The sequence below is a fragment of the Buttiauxella sp. JUb87 genome (genome assembly GCF_004361975.1).
Taxonomy (GTDB): domain Bacteria; phylum Pseudomonadota; class Gammaproteobacteria; order Enterobacterales; family Enterobacteriaceae; genus Buttiauxella; species Buttiauxella ferragutiae.
Map to the genome: position 1 here is coordinate 360,780 of NZ_SNVY01000002.1, position 17,516 is coordinate 378,295.

Here is a 17,516-nt window from a genome sequence, read left to right on the forward strand (position 1 = left end):
AATATAAAAAAGCCCCCGCTATTATGCAGAGGCCCGGAGAGGGAATTAAAAATGAAACGATTAGAATGAATAGGCCACACCAACACGATAACGCGTCTGGCGTTCATCTGCGGTTTTACTGCCGCTCACATTACCCAACTCAGCATACGGCGCCCAGTTTTTATCCCATTTATAAGCCACTTTCACGTTATATTCTTGAGAGTCCTTCTTATTATTAGAACGGATCTCATATTGGCTTTTCGCGTAAACATAGTTCAGCTCAGTACGCCAGTCGCCTAATACGAAACCTGCCCATAAATCGCCACGGTTCACTTTATCATCATCTTTCTTAGCATCATTTGGGTAGCGCGTATATTCATAACGGTAACGTGCTGCCACGTAAAAACCATTATCAAAGCTATATTGTGCATGTAAATTCGGCTTCCAGATGGTACGGTTATCCGTACTTTCGACCGTTAATGCCGGTGTAATAGCGATATTATTTGATGCTTTCCAGCGCCAGCTAATTTGGTCTTCATGACCATTACCAATCAAATCTGCAAATGGTTCATCTTTATTGGTGCCGCCAGATTTCCATTTTGCTTCAACGCTGAAACCTAAACCATTTTCAAAACGGTGAGAAACGGCAACACGGTCTGCGTTAGTACCAGCATCAATATATTCATGACGTAAATCAACAGTGACTGCCTGTGCTGCAACACTAACACCACAAAGAACAACAACACCCAGAGCTTTCTTCAACATGTTCGCATTCCCTTCATTGAAATATCGTTTCATTTTTATGAAACTGAAGTTTATTTTTAAACGAACATTATTTTAGTGATCGGGATCGTAAAAATTTATGTCAAAATACACACATGGCAATATGTGTGACAGGTATCAAAAAAATAAACGATCGCGTCCGAAACTTAGCGGAAAACATAAAGAAAAATAATAACTAGTTATAAAATTTCGCGACAGAAATCACATTGGAATGCTCACAACCATAAATAAGCAAATATTTCAATAAACTTTCAGTTTATTTACTTAAGGATATTCCAGGGCATAAAAATATGAATGCAATTAGGATGAGTTTAATAACTCAAGAAGGAGAGAAAGCAGATGAGTTGTACAAATGGAAAATGCAGGGTGGATTCGCGTTAGCGGCATCCACCCGGTGTAACTGAAATTAATCGCGCTCGATGGCCAGTGCTACGCCCTGCCCGCCACCAATACATAATGTCGCCAGCCCTTTCTTGGCATCGCGTTTAATCATTTCATGCACCAGCGAAACCAGGATTCGGCAGCCGGACGCACCAATCGGATGCCCCAACGCCAGCGCGCCGCCGTTGACATTGACCTTGCGCTCATCCCACTCCAGCATTTTGCCAACCGAAAGCGCCTGTGCCGCAAAGGCTTCATTGGCTTCGATAAGATCCAGCTCATCAAGCGACCAGCCCGCGCGCTCAAGGCAGCGCTGGGTGGCGGTCACGGGTGCAATCCCCATATACGCAGGATCCACACCCACGCTGGCAAAAGCGCGGATCCGCGCCAGCACGGGCAGATTCAGTTCTTCGGCTTTACTGGCACTCATCATTAACACCGCGGCGGCACCATCATTAATCGACGATGCATTACCCGCGGTCACGCTGCCCTGGCTATCAAACGTTGGGCGCAGCTGCGCCAGAGCTTCCGCGCTGGCATCGGTTTGCGGCTGTTCGTCAGTATCGACAATCACCGATTTACCGGCATTCAGCTCCACCGTCACCGGCACAATTTCATCTTTAAAACGCCCGGAATCGATAGCCACCCGCGCTTTGTGCTGCGACGCCAGAGCGTACGCATCCTGGCTTTCACGGCTGATGCCATATTCGCGGGCGAGGTTTTCAGCGGTGACGCCCATATGGTAATCGTTAAATGCATCCCACAACCCGTCATGAACCAGGCTGTCGATCAGTTGGCTGTTGCCTAAACCTGCGCCATTGCGGCTGTCCGCCAGCACATGCGGCGCCCGGCTCATATTCTCCTGACCGCCCGCAATCACCACATCGGCTTCACCGCATTGAATTGCCTGAGTCGCCAGGTGCAAGGCTTTTAAGCCAGAGCCACACACGTCGTTAATGGTGATTGCCGAAACAGACCACGGCAAACCGCTATTGATCGCCGTTTGTCGGGCAGGGTTTTGCCCGGCCCCAGCGGTCAACACCTGGCCGAGAATCACTTCGTCAACTTCTTGTTCGCTCACACCACTGCGCTCGAGCAAGGCTTTGACAACCGCACTGCCCAACTCAGAGGCTGTGCGTGGGGAAAGTGCACCCTGAAAACAACCGATGGCCGTGCGAGCGGCTCCAACGATAACGACGTCTTTCATCATTAACTCCGCAATATTAGAATTATTTAGGGGGGTTTAATGTAGTAATGGCCAGATCCCGCCGCCGTTCTTTCTCGAGATACATCGCGGTATCCGCTTCTCGCAAGGCCTGATCATGATCGGTTAGCGCCGGATTAACCGCGATAACCCCAATACTTGGGCCAGCATAATTAATCACACTGGAATGTAGCTGATACTTGCCCATCAGCAAGTTTGCCAGGCGAATTTTGAAGGCGTCTGCCGCAAATTGCGCCTCGTCAAACTCACCAGGCCCAACGCCTGCGACCACGAATTCATCGCCACCGACCCGGCCTAGTACTTCGTGAGCGCGAACCCCCTCTTTCAGACGTTGCCCCACAGCCCGCAGGAAATCATCGCCAGCATCGTGACCATAAACATCATTGATCTGTTTGAAATCATCGAGATCGGTAAAGGCTAACAGCACGTAACGCGCTTCATCACGCGCCCTGGAAAAGAGTTTAGGTAACTCTTCAAAAACAGCGCGACGGTTGGGCAATCCCGTCAGCTCATCAGTATAGCTGGCGGTCGTCAGCGCGACATTGGCCTGCTGTAACTGCTGTAACAGCCGCTCATTCTGGATCTGTTGAGCAATCAACTGCGCGAAGAGTTGCAGAACTTGTTCACTGCGCTCATTCAACACCCGGTGTTCGGAGCTGGCCGCACAAAGCGTGCCATAAAGTGAGCCATCCGCAAGGGTAACTGGCGTGCTGACGTAAGTAGTGATACCCAACACTTTCGCGGCCTGGGAATCGCCCCAGACACTGGCGACATCGCTGGTGTAGCGCTTTCCTTCGTCCAGCGCACGCTTGCAAAGCGTATCGCCCCACGGCACAGAAAGCCCTTCGGGAATCTGCATTTGCCGGGTGTTACGGGAAAAAAGGATATGTTGGAAGCTGCCATCCGGTTCAATGCGAGTCAGGTAAGTTGACTCCATATTGGTCACCAGTTCGAGCATTTCAAGCAGCTGTCGGACAAGACCTTCGAGGGTATATTCAGATTCTAACGCCGTGGAAATTCGCTCGATAAGATTGTCAGACATAAAGCATGATTACCTGTATTAAAAATAGTGCGCAGACGAAAGCCGGGTTCAGGCTCGTTTTTAACATATTTTTAATATGAGTGCTTCTGGCGGAGTTGAGAATTGAGTACGGAGGCGAATTTTACCTATTGGCGGGGGGGCAACACTTGCCCGCCCTACTGATAGCTCTGTTTTGTCATACCACTGAAATAAAAGATAATTAGCATGCTGAAAACTAATAATTCTGTAAGGATACTTATGAAAATTAATTACACTTCAGCATGTTTACTTTGCCTGTTCGCCTCATTTTCCTCTCTTGCTGAACAGGCAGTTGCAGAGACGTCTCAGGCCACCACCATTAAGCGTTATTCTGTTAAAGAAGCTCGTCAGGCTGTTGCGGTAGATGGCCAGGCATTTTATGCGATAAACAATCAGACCATCGTAAAAATGGATAAAAACACCGGCCGCGAATTAGCACGCTGGCAAGGTGAAAAAGAGGGGCCTTTAAGCCATCTTGATAGCGGTGTGGTATTCGATGGGAAGCTCTATGCAGCCCATACAAACTACCCGCAGTGGCCGATGACCAGTTCTGTTGAAATCTGGGATACCGCAACATTGGCGCATGTTAGCAGTTACAGTTTCGGTATTGACCGTGGCTCGCTAACCTGGATTGATCGCGATGCGAACGGGGTTTGGTGGGGGACTTTTGCTAATTACAATCGTGTCTTTGGAAAAAGCTCTTCGGTATACGGCAATAAATATAATACCCAACTTGTGCGCTTCGACGATAAGTGGCAAGTACAGGAAAGCTGGGTGTTCCCCGATGCTTTAATTGATCTGTTTGATGACATGAGCAATTCTGGAGGTTCATGGGGAAAGGATGGCAAACTCTATATAACAGGGCATGATAACCCGGCTATATATGTTCTGGAAATTCCAAAAATGGGATCAGTGCTCAATTGGGTCAATACCATTAAGGCTGATATTTCCGGGCAAGGCATTGCTTATGATCGCAGTGTAGAAAACAAAATAATTTACGGCATTGTCCGTCGCGATAATTCAGAATCTGAAATTACGGTAAACCAGCTTGAATAAATCAGATTGTGAGCCCTAAAGGCTGGCGGGGGCGCTGCGCTTGCGCGCCCTACGTGACGGTGTCTCACCAACTCAACAACGGGCTAAAACTTTCATCTTTCACTAACGCCCGCAGCGCCGGGAGCTGGCAACAGTGCTGCATAAGCGCGGGCAGTGGGAAAATATCACTCGCTGGCAGCGTCACATTTTCCAGCTCGCCCCAGAAATACCAGCCCTCTGCCACACCGCTGGCGGGCACCCACAAATGCAGATGCAAACCCTGCTCTGGCTCATCAGGTAAACCTAGCCATTGGCTAAGACGTGGGACGTCATCGGCTTCATAATCCACCAGCGCACAACGCTGCACCTGGTCTGCCGGAATATAAAAATGCACATCCCCAAGCGTGATACGCACGCTCGCAAGGTTAAGCGAGTGCGTCATAACCGCTGGTTTCCAGGTAACGCTCAAAAATTAAATCCAAATCTAATAAAGCGAAATACTCTTTCCCAACAGGCACAATCCCCACTACCACTTTCTGCATGGCGGCAGATAAATGCTCAGCCGCCGGATGAATCTGGCTCTGCGCGACGTCCAGCACATCGACTAATTTGTCGACCAGAATCCCGCTTTGCATTTTCTGGCCACGCCCCATCAGGATAGTGCGCTTAGCGACGTTCTCCGCCGCAGGCGTTTCAATCAGCGAGTTAAGGGTAATCACTGACTCCACGCGCCCACGGTGATTGATTACCCCTTCAAGCGAGGGCGGGCAACCTGGCACCCAGGAAATCGGGCGGTCGGCCAGAATCTCTTTGATTTGCGCGCCGTAAAAAGCAAAGTTTTTATCGGCGACTTTAAATAACACCAGGCTGCACTGCGGCTCGTCGACATTGGTAATTTCGCGCTTTTCGGTCTGATACTGGCTGAGGATTTGCTCTAATGGCTCGCTCATGCGACCTCCCTATCTTCAGCCAGGCAATAGCGATTGCGGCCTCGCTGTTTGGCGCTATACAACGCCTGGTCGGCACGGTCGCGGATGGTGTCGATTTCGTCGCCCGGCAGCCACGAGGCAATGCCAGCACTGAACGTGTTGCTAAAACGCGTCTGGTTGACCGAGAAGTGAATCTTTTCAAACCCCTGGCGCAGCCGTTCCACCACCGCCGCTGCCTGCTCTTTGGTGGTCCCCGGCATAATGATCGCGAACTCTTCACCACCGTAGCGGCCAACAATATCGGTGCTGCGCAGGCGATGAGAAAACAGCTGTGAGATCCCGAGGATCACCTGGTCGCCTGCCACATGGCCGTAAGTATCATTGATGCTTTTGAAGTGATCTAAATCGACCATCACCAGGCTGAAAGGCACGCCGCTATATTTGGATTCAGTGATCGCACTTTCCAGATAATGGGTGGTGGTCGAGTGGTTATACAAACCGGTCAAGCTGTCTTGCGACATACGGGCACGCAGGGTGCGCATTCTTTCCGCGCGAATCGACACCGCGTTAATCAGCTCCTGCGGGTCGGCCTGCTTGATAATGAAATCTTCCGCACCGGTACTCATCGCGCCAAACTGGGTGGTTTTATTGGTTTCGCTGGAAAGATACGCGATAGGCAAACCGATGTGCTGCGGGATCTGGCGGATCAGTTTGGTCAGCTCTTCGCCGCTGTATTCCGGCATATGGAAATCCATCAGCACAATGTCGATCGGATGGGTATTCAGGACATTCAGCAAATGTGGAATTCGCGAAAGCACGTGTACTTCCATGCCCGCCATGCGCAGCATTTCTGCGTTGTACTGCGCCACTTCCGGCTCATCGTCAATCAACAACACCTGATACGGTTTTTTCAGCGAAGGCTGCGTTAAACGATGCAGCTCCTGCACTAAATCGGTGGTGGCGGCGGGTTTCACGTAGTAACCGTCACAGCCCGCTTTTATCGCATTAATCCGCGCGTGGAAATGGCTGTGACAGGAAAGATAAAGCACCGGGAACGGCGTGCCGACTTTCTTTTTCAGATCCGACATCGCCAGCGGGCCGCCATAGGCGTGCTCGGGGAAACTGACATCCATAATCACCACCGACGGCGGCTGTGAAATCACCGCCTTGGTAAAATCGGCGGTGTTGGTAAAGACATAACAAATGAAGCCAAAACAACGCAACTGAGTCGCCAGCAATTCGGCCTGCTCGCTTTCATCATCACACAGGTAAACGGGCTTGATGGTGCGGTTAATCGCCACTTCTTCCTGGCTGGAGGCAGCAATCGGGAATTTAACCAACGCATCTCCACCGCGACGCGCGCTTTCCGCTTGCTCTTCGGTCAACGCATACAACTGCCTGATAACCTGCGCTAATTTGCCAAACAGCGCCTCATCAAGCGGATGATTCACCAATAAATACTCACCTTCAGACGCCTGGCTGGAGATTTTACTGAAGCCAAACGAAGCGCTGGTGCCATGAATACTGTGCAACAGCAGATGCAGTTGCTTGCTGTCCGTTTCATTCGGCTGGGCGCTTAATTTAGCCAACAGCTCTTCGGCCTGGCCCAGCATCTTCGGGATGCGTTCCAAAAAGCGCTGGCGTAGGCGAGCAATTTTATCCTGCGCGGTATTCATCGTGGTTTGCGTCAATTCTTGTTTCATCATGATTGAGTAATCTATTCAGCCGCCGCAACTGGCATCAGTAATTCATTCACCACCGCCACCAGTCTTTCCGCCATATTCTCGTCTTTCTTCACCCAACAATCGGGGATAACGGTAATGTCGGTCATCTCGCTGGCGCTGAGTAACACAAACGGTTTGTTCCAGCCGTTGGCACGCAGCATCTCTAACAGATCCAACCCGGTAATTTCCGGCATATGGAAATCACTGATCACCAGCTCAATCGAACTGTCAGAATCCAGGTTGGCTAATGCGCTCAAAGCGCTTTCGGCAATCAGCACGTCGTAGCCGTTCATTTCCAGAAATAACGCCGCCAGTTCAGCCGCGAATAAGTCGTCATCCACAAGTAATACACGCATCTTTTTCTCTCTTAACACAGCAGCATTTTCAGTGTTTCTATCAGGCTATCTTGTTCAAAATCACCCTTGGCGATATACGCATCCGCACCGACCTGGATCCCGCGGCGGCGGTCTTCTTCTTTGGCTCGTGATGTCACGATAATAATCGGGATATGCTGGTAGTTTTCTTCGGCGCGCAGCGCCCTGGTGAGCGAGAAACCGTCCATCACCGGCATTTCGACATCCGTCAGTACCGCGTCAAACTGCGTCAGCCGTGCTTTCTGCAAACCAGCTAAACCATCTTCAGCCAGCGTCACCTGGTAGCCGTGGGCTTCAAGCACGTTTTTCTCGATTTCACGGGTGTTCATAGAATCGTCGACGATCAGCACATGCCAGGCATTCGCCCGCACTTGCGGTTTTGTCGCCGTGGCTCGCGATTGCCCGCGCTTCTGCGCCATCTCCATCAGCACCGGAACCTGCAAAATACTCACCAGTTGGTTATCGGGCGACAACACCATGCCGGAGACTAAAGCCTGCGAGCGCATGTGCTTCGGCAGCGGCTTAATCATCATGTTGCGCTCGTCGAGCAGGTTATCCACCAGCATCGCCATCTTGCCGAACTGGTTCTGAATGATGATCAGCAGCAAGCTGGTTGCCATGGGCGCGGGCGCAGTCTGGCTTGCAGGACGGTCCTGGATGCGCAGCAACTCGGCGGCGGAAATCACCGGGATAAATTCGTTATGCAGAATGATCGCCGGGCGGCCAGCAATGTCGCGGATTTCATCACGCGAGTATTTCACCACTTCCACCACATATTGCGCGGCGAGGCCAAAGAGATGGTTCTGCTGCTCGAATTGCAAAATGCGCATCATCGCCAGCGAAATAGGCAAGCGGATAATAAAGGTGGTGCCAACCCCGGCGCGGCTGTGTACCTGCAAAGTGCCTTGCAGATCCGCGACAATGGTTTTGCGCACAATATCCAGCCCGACACCACGGCCAGATAATTCGGTGACAATCTTGCTGGTTGAAAAGCCAGGGTGGAAAATTAGCTCGTTACATTCCTGCTCGGAAAGCTGATCGACCACCGCCGCCTCCACCAGCCCCCGCGCCACCGCTTTGGCACGAATACCGGGATAATCCAGACCACGGCCATCATCTTCCACGCGCAGCAAGATGCCACGCCCGTCTTGTTGGGTGGTCAGCGTGATGGTGCCACGCGCCGATTTACCTGCTGCCAGCCGTTCCGCAGCCTCGCCAATGCCATGATCGATGGCGTTACGCAGCAAGTGTGTTAACGGTTCAGACAGGCGATCAATTAACTGCCGGTCGATCTCAACTTCACCGCCCAAAATACGGCAATCCACCTGCTTATTGAGCGCGGTCGCCAGTTCGCGCACCTGCGTCGAAACCGGTTCGAACAACATCGATACCGGCAACATACGGATGGTGGTCGCCACGTCGTACAGTTCGAACATCTGCAAATGCTGAACCTGGAAATCTTCTTTAAATTGGCGGCTAAATTGCACGATCTGCTGGCGAAGCTGTGCTGCGTCCATTTGCGCCAGCCGCGGCCCAAGGTTCGCCAGGCTTTGCACTTGCTGCTCCAGGCGGTCATGGCTGGCGACCACTTCGCCCAAAATGTTTATCAGGTCATCGAGTTTCTCGAGCCTGACACGCACCGAACTGGCCTGTTTCAGCCCGTTATCCACCGCCTCAAGATTTAGCGCACTGAACGGTTTTTCCAGTGGCGGCGGCGTGCTCTGCTCCGCGCTGCTATCCATTTCGCCACGGCTGGCGCGCGCCAGTCGCTCGCATAAGGCTTCATCGGCTGGCGGTAACTGATTGTTGCCGTCGGTGGCCGAAAGCTGGGCCAGTTGATCCGAAATGTAATCACAGGCTTGCAGGATCAAGGTGCCAAGCTGTTGGTCCGGCGCGAGCTTTTTGTCACGTAGCTCGCTTAAGATCTCTTCAAGCTGATGGGTGACGTCAGCGATGCTTTGCAGCTTCAGCATCCGCGCGCCCCCTTTCAGGGTGTGGGCGGCACGAAACATCTCGCCGATTTGCGCGTCACTACTTTCGCCGGACGAGAGCAAAAACGCGCCCTCTTTTACGGTGTGTAAATGGCCATTGGCTTCATCAATAAAGCGCAGCACAAATTTTTTAAGATCGATAGCCATACGCTTCTCTATTGCCCATCCTGACCGGTGAACTGCGCCAACTGATGTTCACAAAGAAAACGAAACGAATTACTCGGAAATGACAGCGGCAGCCGCAGTGCGCAGGCGTTGCTGGTGTTGTTCAATTCCGCATTGAGCAATTGCAGAGTGATGCGGTAAGTGCGCAGCGCCGGGCGATACAGCTCGCTTTGGCGATACATTTCCGCCAGGTAATAATGCGCGGGCCAGTAGCCAGGCTGTTGATAAACCACCTGTTTAAACCAGGCAATCGCCTGCTGGGTGTGGTGCTGCCACATCATTGCCAGCCCCAGCAGCATTTTCGCTTCTGCCGACCATTCATCCAGTTCCAGAACGTGTTGCGCGCTTTGCGCAGTCTGCTCGAACTCGCATTTTTCCAGCGCAATCGCCCCTTTGATAACCAACGCTTCCTGATGATGAATATCGCAATCCAGCACCTGGCTTATCCACTCTTCGGCCTGGGAAAAGCGTTTTTCCGCCACACACTCCAGCGCCTTTTTAATCCAGATTTCACACTGTTGCGTGGCACGAACGGGATCCGCAACACAAGGTGCAGCGGCAGGCATAACGACGGGTTTCACGCTGGCGCTGGCGACCTGAGCACGGGAAATTTTCGGCTGGCAGAAGTAAAACAGGCCGTGTTCCTGCTTTAATTTCAGGATGCCAAAGTTATTGGCCAGCGTTTCCGCATTCCCGAAGAACAGCGCGCCATCGGGTTGTAACATGGTGAGCAAATTGAATTGCAGCAGACGCCGCGTTTCGTCATCAAAATAGATCGAGACATTGCGCAGCAAAATAATGTCGAACTTCGGCTGTAGCTGCTCTTTGACAATGTTCGAACGGTGGAACGTCACCTTGCTACGAATCAGATCGTGTAACTGGAACTGGTTGCCGTTGCGGGTGAAATAATTTTGCTGCAAAAGCGGATCAACACCGCGAAACGAATAACTGGAATAGTTTGCCGCGCGCGCTTTGTCGAGAATTTTGGTGTCGATGTCGCAACCGTGAATTTCCACACGGGCGGCAAAATGGTCGTGGTATTTCTGGTGCAGTTTAATCGCCAGCGAGTAAGCTTCTTCACCGGATGAACAACCCGCGCTTAAGATGCGCACCGGGCCGCCGCGCTGCTCGAGCATTCTCGGCACCAGCTTGTCGCAGACCATATCCAGCACTTCCGGCTCACGGAAAAAGTAGGTTTCGTTGATGGTCAGCAGGCTAAGAAGCTTGTCGAACTCGCTGGTCGAAACACAGAGTTTTTCATAGTACTTTTCGCTGCTCTCTTTCCCGCGCTCGCCCATACGCTGCAACAAAGCGGTGTTGAGCAACCCTTCCATGCCGTTAAAAAAATGCAGACCGACTCTGTCTTTGATCAGCGCTTTGAAGTCCGCAATATTGGGGATCATGGCAATTTGCCCTCGAATTTCCCTTGATGAGCCATCGCCAGCAACGCTCCCGCCAGCTTTTCCAGCGGCAAAATTTTGTGGATGACGTTTTTATCGATGGCGAATTTATTCATGCCGAACACTACGGAAGTGACTTCATCTTGCGCGAGGGTTTTACCGCCCTTGTGAAAAATGGCTTCAATGCCGCGACACCCGTCGCTGCCCATACCGGTCATGATCAGCCCTACGGATTTTTCGCCATACACTTCCGCTACCGACTCCAGCAGCAAGTTGCAGCTTGGGTGATAAACATCGCTCGTCTTACGCGGAATGGTGGCTAAACGATGGTGTTTTTTAACCACCAGATGGTGCTCAGGCGGCAAGATATACACCCGCCCCGCGGTCAAAATGTCATTCTCCCCGGCAAGACACACTTCCAGTTCGGTGACGCTATCCAGCCACTGCACCATGCTTTTCGCAAAGCCGTCAGCGATATGCTGGGCGATGATAATCGGGCAGGGAAACACCGCCGGTAGCGCCTGCAACAATTTGCTCAAAGCCTGCGGCCCGCCGGTTGAGCAGGCAATCGCCAGCACAAACGGCCATTGATGATGCGGGGCTTCGGTTACGCTGGCGGGTTTTGTTGGCGGCTCGGCATGGTGGCGCAACCCCTGGATATGGCGAATCACCTTTACGCCCACCAGCATTTCAACCTGGCGATGCAGAGCCTGAGTCGCTTGCAGCGATTCCCCCTGGTTGTCGACCACCGCCAGCGCGCCACGGGTAATGTATTCCGTGTCCCACTGCGCGTCGGCGTAGTAACGCATCACCATGATCGGAATCGCACAGGTCGCCATAATGGTTTCGACGGTTTCGACGTTTTCGCTATCGGGCGCACCTAAAGTCAGCACCAGCAGATTGGGCGCCATCTTTTGCACCAGGCTCGCCGCCTGTTCGCGTTGCACCGCCTGCCCGACCACGACAATGTTCTTATTCATCTCAAGCTGGCGGATCAGCGAGTCTCGCGACTCGCTGCCATGATCGACGATCAGCACGCGGATTTTAGGTAGGGTCATCAGGGTTATCCGTCAATTTGAAGGACCCGGTGGCCTGGTTCAGCTCTTTGGAGAGCTGAGTCATATCCTGGCTAATTGAAAGAATGTCTTTGATGGATTGCGAGGTGTAATTACTGGCGACCACGATTTCACGCAGCGCCATCACCACCTGATTACTCGCCGTTTTCTGCTGCTGAGTGGACAGCGAAATCTGCATCGCCGCCGTCGAAGTTTGTTCTGCGGTCGCCACAATGTCATGCAAACGGTCGGCGCTCACTTTGCAGGCTTTGGTGCCCGCTTTAATGCTGTTGCTGCCTTTTTCGGCGTTGAGCACCAGGCGGTTAATCGAGTTTTGAATCTCGCTGATTTTGTTCTCAATTTCAAAAGTCGATTCGGTGACTGAATCGGCCAGGCGGCGAATTTCTGCCGCCACCACTGAGAAACGCTTGCCGGATTCACCGGCACTTGATGCTTCCAGTGCCGCATTAAAAGCAATCAGTTTGGTTTGATCCGCCACGTTGTTGATGATCACCATCACGCGGCTGATTTCTTTGGACTTGTTCCCGAGCATCATGATTTCACGCATGCTTTGCTGGTTGTCGCTGTCGATGTCGGCCATGCGGGTCAGCAACTCACCCATCGAGTCGGAGCCTTTGTTGCAGTCTTCCAGCGTGACGTTGGCAATATCGACCACCGCACGCGAATGCTCGGCAATCTGCGTTGAGGAGGCGGACAACTCTTCCATCGTCGAAGTAATTTCCGCCACCGAGGAAGACGTTTCGACGCTGGTTGAGGCTTGCCCGTCTACCGCTTCGGTAATGTTTAACGCCGCTTCATGAACGTGATGAGCATGGGAAACCACTTCGCCCACCAGCGCATGCAGCGAGGCGCGCATCTTCTCATTGGCACTGAGCAAATCACCGATTTCATCGTTGTGATCAACATGCACATCAACGCTCAGATCGCCCTGCGCAATAGACTGCGAAACTTTCAGCACGTTGTTTAAACGGCGGGAAATCAGGATGCGGCTGGTTCCGGCAATCAGCAGCAAAATCACCGGCATCAGCAGCACGCTAAACAGCAACAGGCTGTTACGCACCAGATTGCTGCTTTTGGCAACGTCATCCACGTAACTGGTGGTGGCGATGATCCAGTTGATCCCTTCAATATGTTCAAATACCGAGACTCGCTTGCGCGGTGCCGCGCCGTAGCCGCTAACGGTTTCGTAATAAATGGTGCCGTTTTTGCGCGCCAGAATATCGGCATAGCGTTTGTAGCCGTGGGCGTCAGTAATATTCTCGACGTTCTGGTTGGCTAATGTTGGGTGAGCCACCATGTGACCGGGGTTAAATCCGGCATCCAGCACGTAGGCGTAACCGCCTTCGCCAATATGCACCGCCAGCAGCTCTTTAATCACCGGTTGCAGCGCCAGTTTGACGTCAAAACCAATCGCCACCGCCCCGACAACCTGGCCGTATTTATCGGCAATCGGTTCGTAATGGCTGATGAATTGTTTGCCGTATAACACCACCACGCCGGTAAAAGGTTTGTTGCGGGCTAATTCAGCCAGCGCCGGGTTGTCATGGCTGAGGACGGTGGAGGTGGCAATTCGTCCCTCTTTGCCCTGCAATGAGGTAGAGACGCGGACAAATTGATCGCCTTCGCGGACAAAGGTCGAGGCAAATACACTGGTTAATTCAGTGAAATGAGCATTAATGCTTTTGTCATTTAATAGCGCTTTTAATGGCTCGGCATCCATTGAGTGCAGCGGTACCGAAGACATATTTTGATAGTTGTTGATATAAACGTTGCTGTAACGTTCAGCGTCGCGCGTCACGCGTTTATATTCAGTGAGAATATTGTTATGGAATATCCGGGTATTGGAACGCAGCACTTCCAGCGCATTGCTTTCCAGCTGCGTCGATAAATAATTCGACAGCAGAAATGACGCGCCAACCAGCAACACGCCAATACACGCCACCAGCATCAACCCCAGCTTCATGGCGACACCCACGTGTAACTTATGCAGCCATGCTGTCAGACCACTTTCCCTGGTAGCGGAATATTCAGCCTCTTCCTGACGCTTGAATTTAAATAAGTGACTCATGGGTTTCCATTTTTATTGTGGTGTAAGAAGGTTCTGCTGTTCGTTTCATTGCTGTTCATTGGTGGATGACGCTGCGCTTATCCACCCTACAACTAATCAAAACTGATGGATGACGCTTCGCTTATCCACCCTACAACTAATCAAAACTGGTGGGTGACGCTTCGCTTATCCACCCTACAACTAATCAAAACTGGTGGATGACGCTGCGCTTATCCACCCTACAACTAATCAAAACTGGTGGATGACGCTGCGCTTATCCACCCTACAACGGCTGTTTCGTAGGTCGGGCAAGCGCAGCGCCCCCGACACCATCGGATCACATAAGCGTAAGCAAAGGCACTGGCTTACCGATGTGATAACCCTGCAACCAATCGACATTCATTCTTTCCAGACAAAGCTGAATACTTTCGTTCTCAACATATTCGGCCACCACCTGCATATTTTTCATTCTTGCAACATGGCAAAACGACTCAACAATGTAGTGGCTGACTTCGCTCTCGGTAATTTCACGGATAAACGAACCGTCGATTTTTAAAATATCGGCGCTGACATCACGTAACCGCGCATGGCTGGAAAAACCGGTACCAAAGTCATCAATTGCTACCCGACAACCGAGGCTTTTGAGCGAACGCACGGTGTTCTGCGATTGTTCGGTATCGGACAGTGCGTCTGCTTCGGTTATCTCAAAGATGATGCGCTGCGGATCCACACCAAACTCGGCCAGCAGCAACTGCACGCTGTGAACAAAACTGGCGCGACACACCGTGACCGGTGCGAGATTAATCGAGAAGCTGCGATCCGGCTGCTGCTGCATGGTTTTTAGCGTGTTGCGGATCACCCAAAGATCGATATCCGGCGCGAGGCCCGCTTCGGTCGCCACTGGCAAAAAGCGGTCCGGCGGAATAAAGCGCCCTTCTTCGTCCAGCATACGCAGCAAGATCTCGTGGTAGCGCTCTTCGCCACGGGTGCTGACAATCGGCTGCGCCATTAACACGAAGGCGTCGTTATCCAGCGTTTTTTGGAGCACCGTACGAATATCAGTGCGCCCGACGATGTAACTTTCCAGAATGCGGCTGGACTGCGCTTCAAGGTTTTCAGGTTTGCCATTGACCAGCGACAGCCCGGAAACAATCCCCAGCTTTCCGGTCAGGCTGTAAACGTCATTACAGAACTGAGTTGCCCGGCAATAGCCGAGGCCGCTGCGGAAACCAAGCTGCTGATTGTTATGTGAATAACGAAAGGTGTTGGCGGATTGATACAGCAGGCTGAGCCTTCCCCAGCTCGGGTCGTCAAGCTTGAGCAGCAGGCCATAACCCGCGTGGTAGTAAATTTTCTCATCGCCTCGCAGATTGCTACGCAGGTGATCGGCGAGCTTTTTTTGGTATCTGGCGCGAAAGTGCAAACCGTAACGGCGCGAGAAAAGTTCCATTTCTGGAACCTGAATCAGGCCAACCGTGGAGTGTGGCGACTGTTTAATATCCGCCTTTAAGGCACGCAGATTCGGCATGTTGGTCATCGGGTCGGTTAACCCCATTTCCAGCAGCTGATCAAAGCGTAACTTATTGAATCTGGACAATACGCCCATGATGACGATGGTCAGCGTAAAGACAAAAATAGCCGTCGACACCAGCACCTGGTGCAACATGAAGTCGTCGTTGAGGGCAATGTAGTTTTCGTTATTCTTAGCCAAAATGATAAGCATCACCGTCCAGATTGGCGCGGTGAAGAGATAGCCGATGCGCACTGAGCTCCACAGCATCAGCGGGAAAATCAGGATCAGGCTGTAAAAGGTAAAAAAGACGTTGTCTTTGAAAGGGATGTTGAGAAAAATCATCAAGACAAGCAGCGATACCGCCCAGAGCGTAAAACGGATGTACCCGACGCTTTCTGAAAACTGTGCGCCGATAGACTTCAGGCATATCGCGGCATATTTCGGGCGGCAGATAATCCTTAACACGGTATAAAACAGCGGAATACCAGTTACGCAGCCGTTCATCACCCCTTGGATTCTGACCAGCGTTTCCGCGTTAAACACATGCTCAAACGCCATCGCAGCGCAGGGATGATAAGTGGTAAACAGGCAGACCACTTCGCTAAACACGGTATTGAGCAAGGCGTTGCACAAGCACAGCCAGATGAGCCGTTGACTGGTGAGAATGATGCGCCCAAAACTGGATGGGCTACGCCAGCCGGTGCTTTTGGCATAGAAGAAATAACTAATCAAGGCGGCGGCCAGATAGCCAAGCAGCTCATAAAATTCAGTCAGAGGGCGCAATAACAGGGTTAATACGCTGAGCAAAGCCAGGCCTGCTACGGCGCGGTAGCCAAACAATACCAGTACGGCGGAGATGGCCGCTAATTCGAGGTCATAGACCACCAGAACCTGGTCATCAACGATGAGATGGCTGCTGAGCAGTTGCGCCAGTGCGTAAAGCAGGCAGGGAAGAATCAACGGTAAACCCCACCGTTTATTAGTATGCGCTGTGCTATCGCTCGCTATAGAGTCCAAGAATTTAACCCGTGTTGTATGCTTTAGAGTGCTATTTATGTGATTTGGAGAATGGACAGAATATTGCAGAATACATAATCAAAAAAAACAAATACGCTGTTAAATTAGCAAGTAATTAACAACTATAATTTTTAACTATTCTTTTTAATAATACCGAAGATGATGAATCGTAAAAATCATCGGCACACTGAAAACGTTTTGGATTGTATTCATTTTTTGTTCAGAAAAGAACAGTCATTTATAGGTAAAAATGGACATTAATTAGTACGGTGATAATTAATTAAGCACAACACAAAAATAACCTAACACATTGATAGTTAGTAATATATTTATTTTAACGGCAATATAAAACTGTCTTATATTGTGGATTGCAGAACAAAAACAAACAGCGACAAACGTCTTTATTTAACGCCATTGTTAAAGAGAATCAATCAACAGAACAATTAATGTTTGAAGGGTATTCTTAATGATTGACTTGACTATCAGGGTTATCTATAGTCCTGCCGCGTGTTTTGTCTTTATTTATTTTTTTAGCAGTGATGTTACACAACCGTTATTTGTTGTTGATACAACACACAACTCTATTAATAAAAAACTCACATAATAATCGGCTAATAAACGGTGGATGACGCTGCGCTTATCCACCCTACAAAATCTTAACCGTAGGTCGGATAAGCACAGCGTCACCCGACAAAACCATAACCGTAGGTCGGATAAGCACAGCGTCACCCGACAAAACCATAACCGTAGGTCGGATAAGCGCAGCGTCACCCGACAAAACCATAACCGTAGGTCGGATAAGCGCAGCGTCACCCTA

General features: G+C 51.1%; 13 protein-coding genes. 1 reads left to right on the plus strand and 12 read right to left on the minus strand.

Annotated elements, in window-relative coordinates; all coding sequences use genetic code 11:
• Positions 1-60: 60 nt before the first annotated feature.
• The 3 genes from EC843_RS09960 to EC843_RS09970 form a co-directional block, all read right to left on the minus strand.
• Positions 61-744 (minus strand): porin, encoded by a 684-nt coding sequence (locus EC843_RS09960; protein ID WP_064543729.1) that lies wholly within the window; start codon positions 742-744, stop codon positions 61-63.
• A gap of 424 nt (positions 745-1,168) precedes the next feature.
• On the minus strand, positions 1,169-2,350 hold the full coding sequence (locus EC843_RS09965; RefSeq protein ID WP_064543728.1) for an acetyl-CoA C-acetyltransferase: 1,182 nt from the start codon (positions 2,348-2,350) through the stop codon (positions 1,169-1,171).
• 22 nt (positions 2,351-2,372) lie between these two features.
• Entirely contained in the window at positions 2,373-3,410 is a 1,038-nt protein-coding gene (locus tag EC843_RS09970) for a sensor domain-containing diguanylate cyclase (protein WP_064543725.1), read from the minus strand.
• Positions 3,411-3,647: 237 nt separating this feature from the next.
• On the opposite strand from EC843_RS09970, the gene EC843_RS09975 reads away from it, so the two are divergent.
• A complete protein-coding gene (locus tag EC843_RS09975) occupies positions 3,648-4,484 on the plus strand; it encodes a cycloisomerase (protein WP_133522175.1) in 837 nt (278 codons plus the stop codon).
• A 64-nt stretch (positions 4,485-4,548) separates the two neighbouring features.
• Here EC843_RS09975 and EC843_RS09980 read toward each other — a convergent pair whose 3' ends face one another.
• From EC843_RS09980 to EC843_RS10020, 9 genes are all read right to left on the minus strand, one after another.
• Positions 4,549-4,905, minus strand: coding sequence for a hypothetical protein (locus EC843_RS09980; protein WP_133522176.1), 357 nt, complete (start codon positions 4,903-4,905; stop codon positions 4,549-4,551).
• Positions 4,889-5,413 carry a chemotaxis protein CheW gene (locus EC843_RS09985; protein WP_064543718.1) on the minus strand — a complete coding sequence of 175 codons (525 nt, stop codon included), beginning with the start codon at positions 5,411-5,413 and terminating at the stop codon, positions 4,889-4,891. The genes EC843_RS09980 and EC843_RS09985 overlap by 17 nt, the downstream gene beginning before the upstream one ends.
• Positions 5,410-7,098, minus strand: a complete 1,689-nt coding sequence (locus tag EC843_RS09990; protein WP_232886968.1) for a diguanylate cyclase — start codon at positions 7,096-7,098, stop codon at positions 5,410-5,412. Before EC843_RS09990 ends, EC843_RS09985 begins: the two co-directional genes overlap by 4 nt.
• 11 nt (positions 7,099-7,109) lie before the next feature.
• Entirely contained in the window at positions 7,110-7,472 is a 363-nt protein-coding gene (locus tag EC843_RS09995) for a response regulator (RefSeq protein ID WP_121814974.1), read from the minus strand.
• 11 nt (positions 7,473-7,483) lie between these two features.
• Positions 7,484-9,628, minus strand: coding sequence for a response regulator (locus EC843_RS10000; RefSeq protein WP_121814973.1), 2,145 nt, complete (start codon positions 9,626-9,628; stop codon positions 7,484-7,486).
• A gap of 8 nt (positions 9,629-9,636) precedes the next feature.
• Positions 9,637-11,049, minus strand: coding sequence for a protein-glutamate O-methyltransferase CheR (locus EC843_RS10005; protein ID WP_064543713.1), 1,413 nt, complete (start codon positions 11,047-11,049; stop codon positions 9,637-9,639).
• On the minus strand, positions 11,046-12,104 hold the full coding sequence (locus EC843_RS10010) for a chemotaxis protein CheB (protein ID WP_133522177.1): 1,059 nt from the start codon (positions 12,102-12,104) through the stop codon (positions 11,046-11,048). Before EC843_RS10010 ends, EC843_RS10005 begins: the two co-directional genes overlap by 4 nt.
• Complete coding sequence (locus EC843_RS10015) at positions 12,091-14,190, minus strand: Cache 3/Cache 2 fusion domain-containing protein (RefSeq protein WP_064543709.1); 2,100 nt, start codon at positions 14,188-14,190, stop codon at positions 12,091-12,093. Before EC843_RS10015 ends, EC843_RS10010 begins: the two co-directional genes overlap by 14 nt.
• A gap of 316 nt (positions 14,191-14,506) precedes the next feature.
• Positions 14,507-16,642 (minus strand): EAL domain-containing protein, encoded by a 2,136-nt coding sequence (locus EC843_RS10020; RefSeq protein WP_243739142.1) that lies wholly within the window; start codon positions 16,640-16,642, stop codon positions 14,507-14,509.
• Positions 16,643-17,516: the final 874 nt, after the last annotated feature.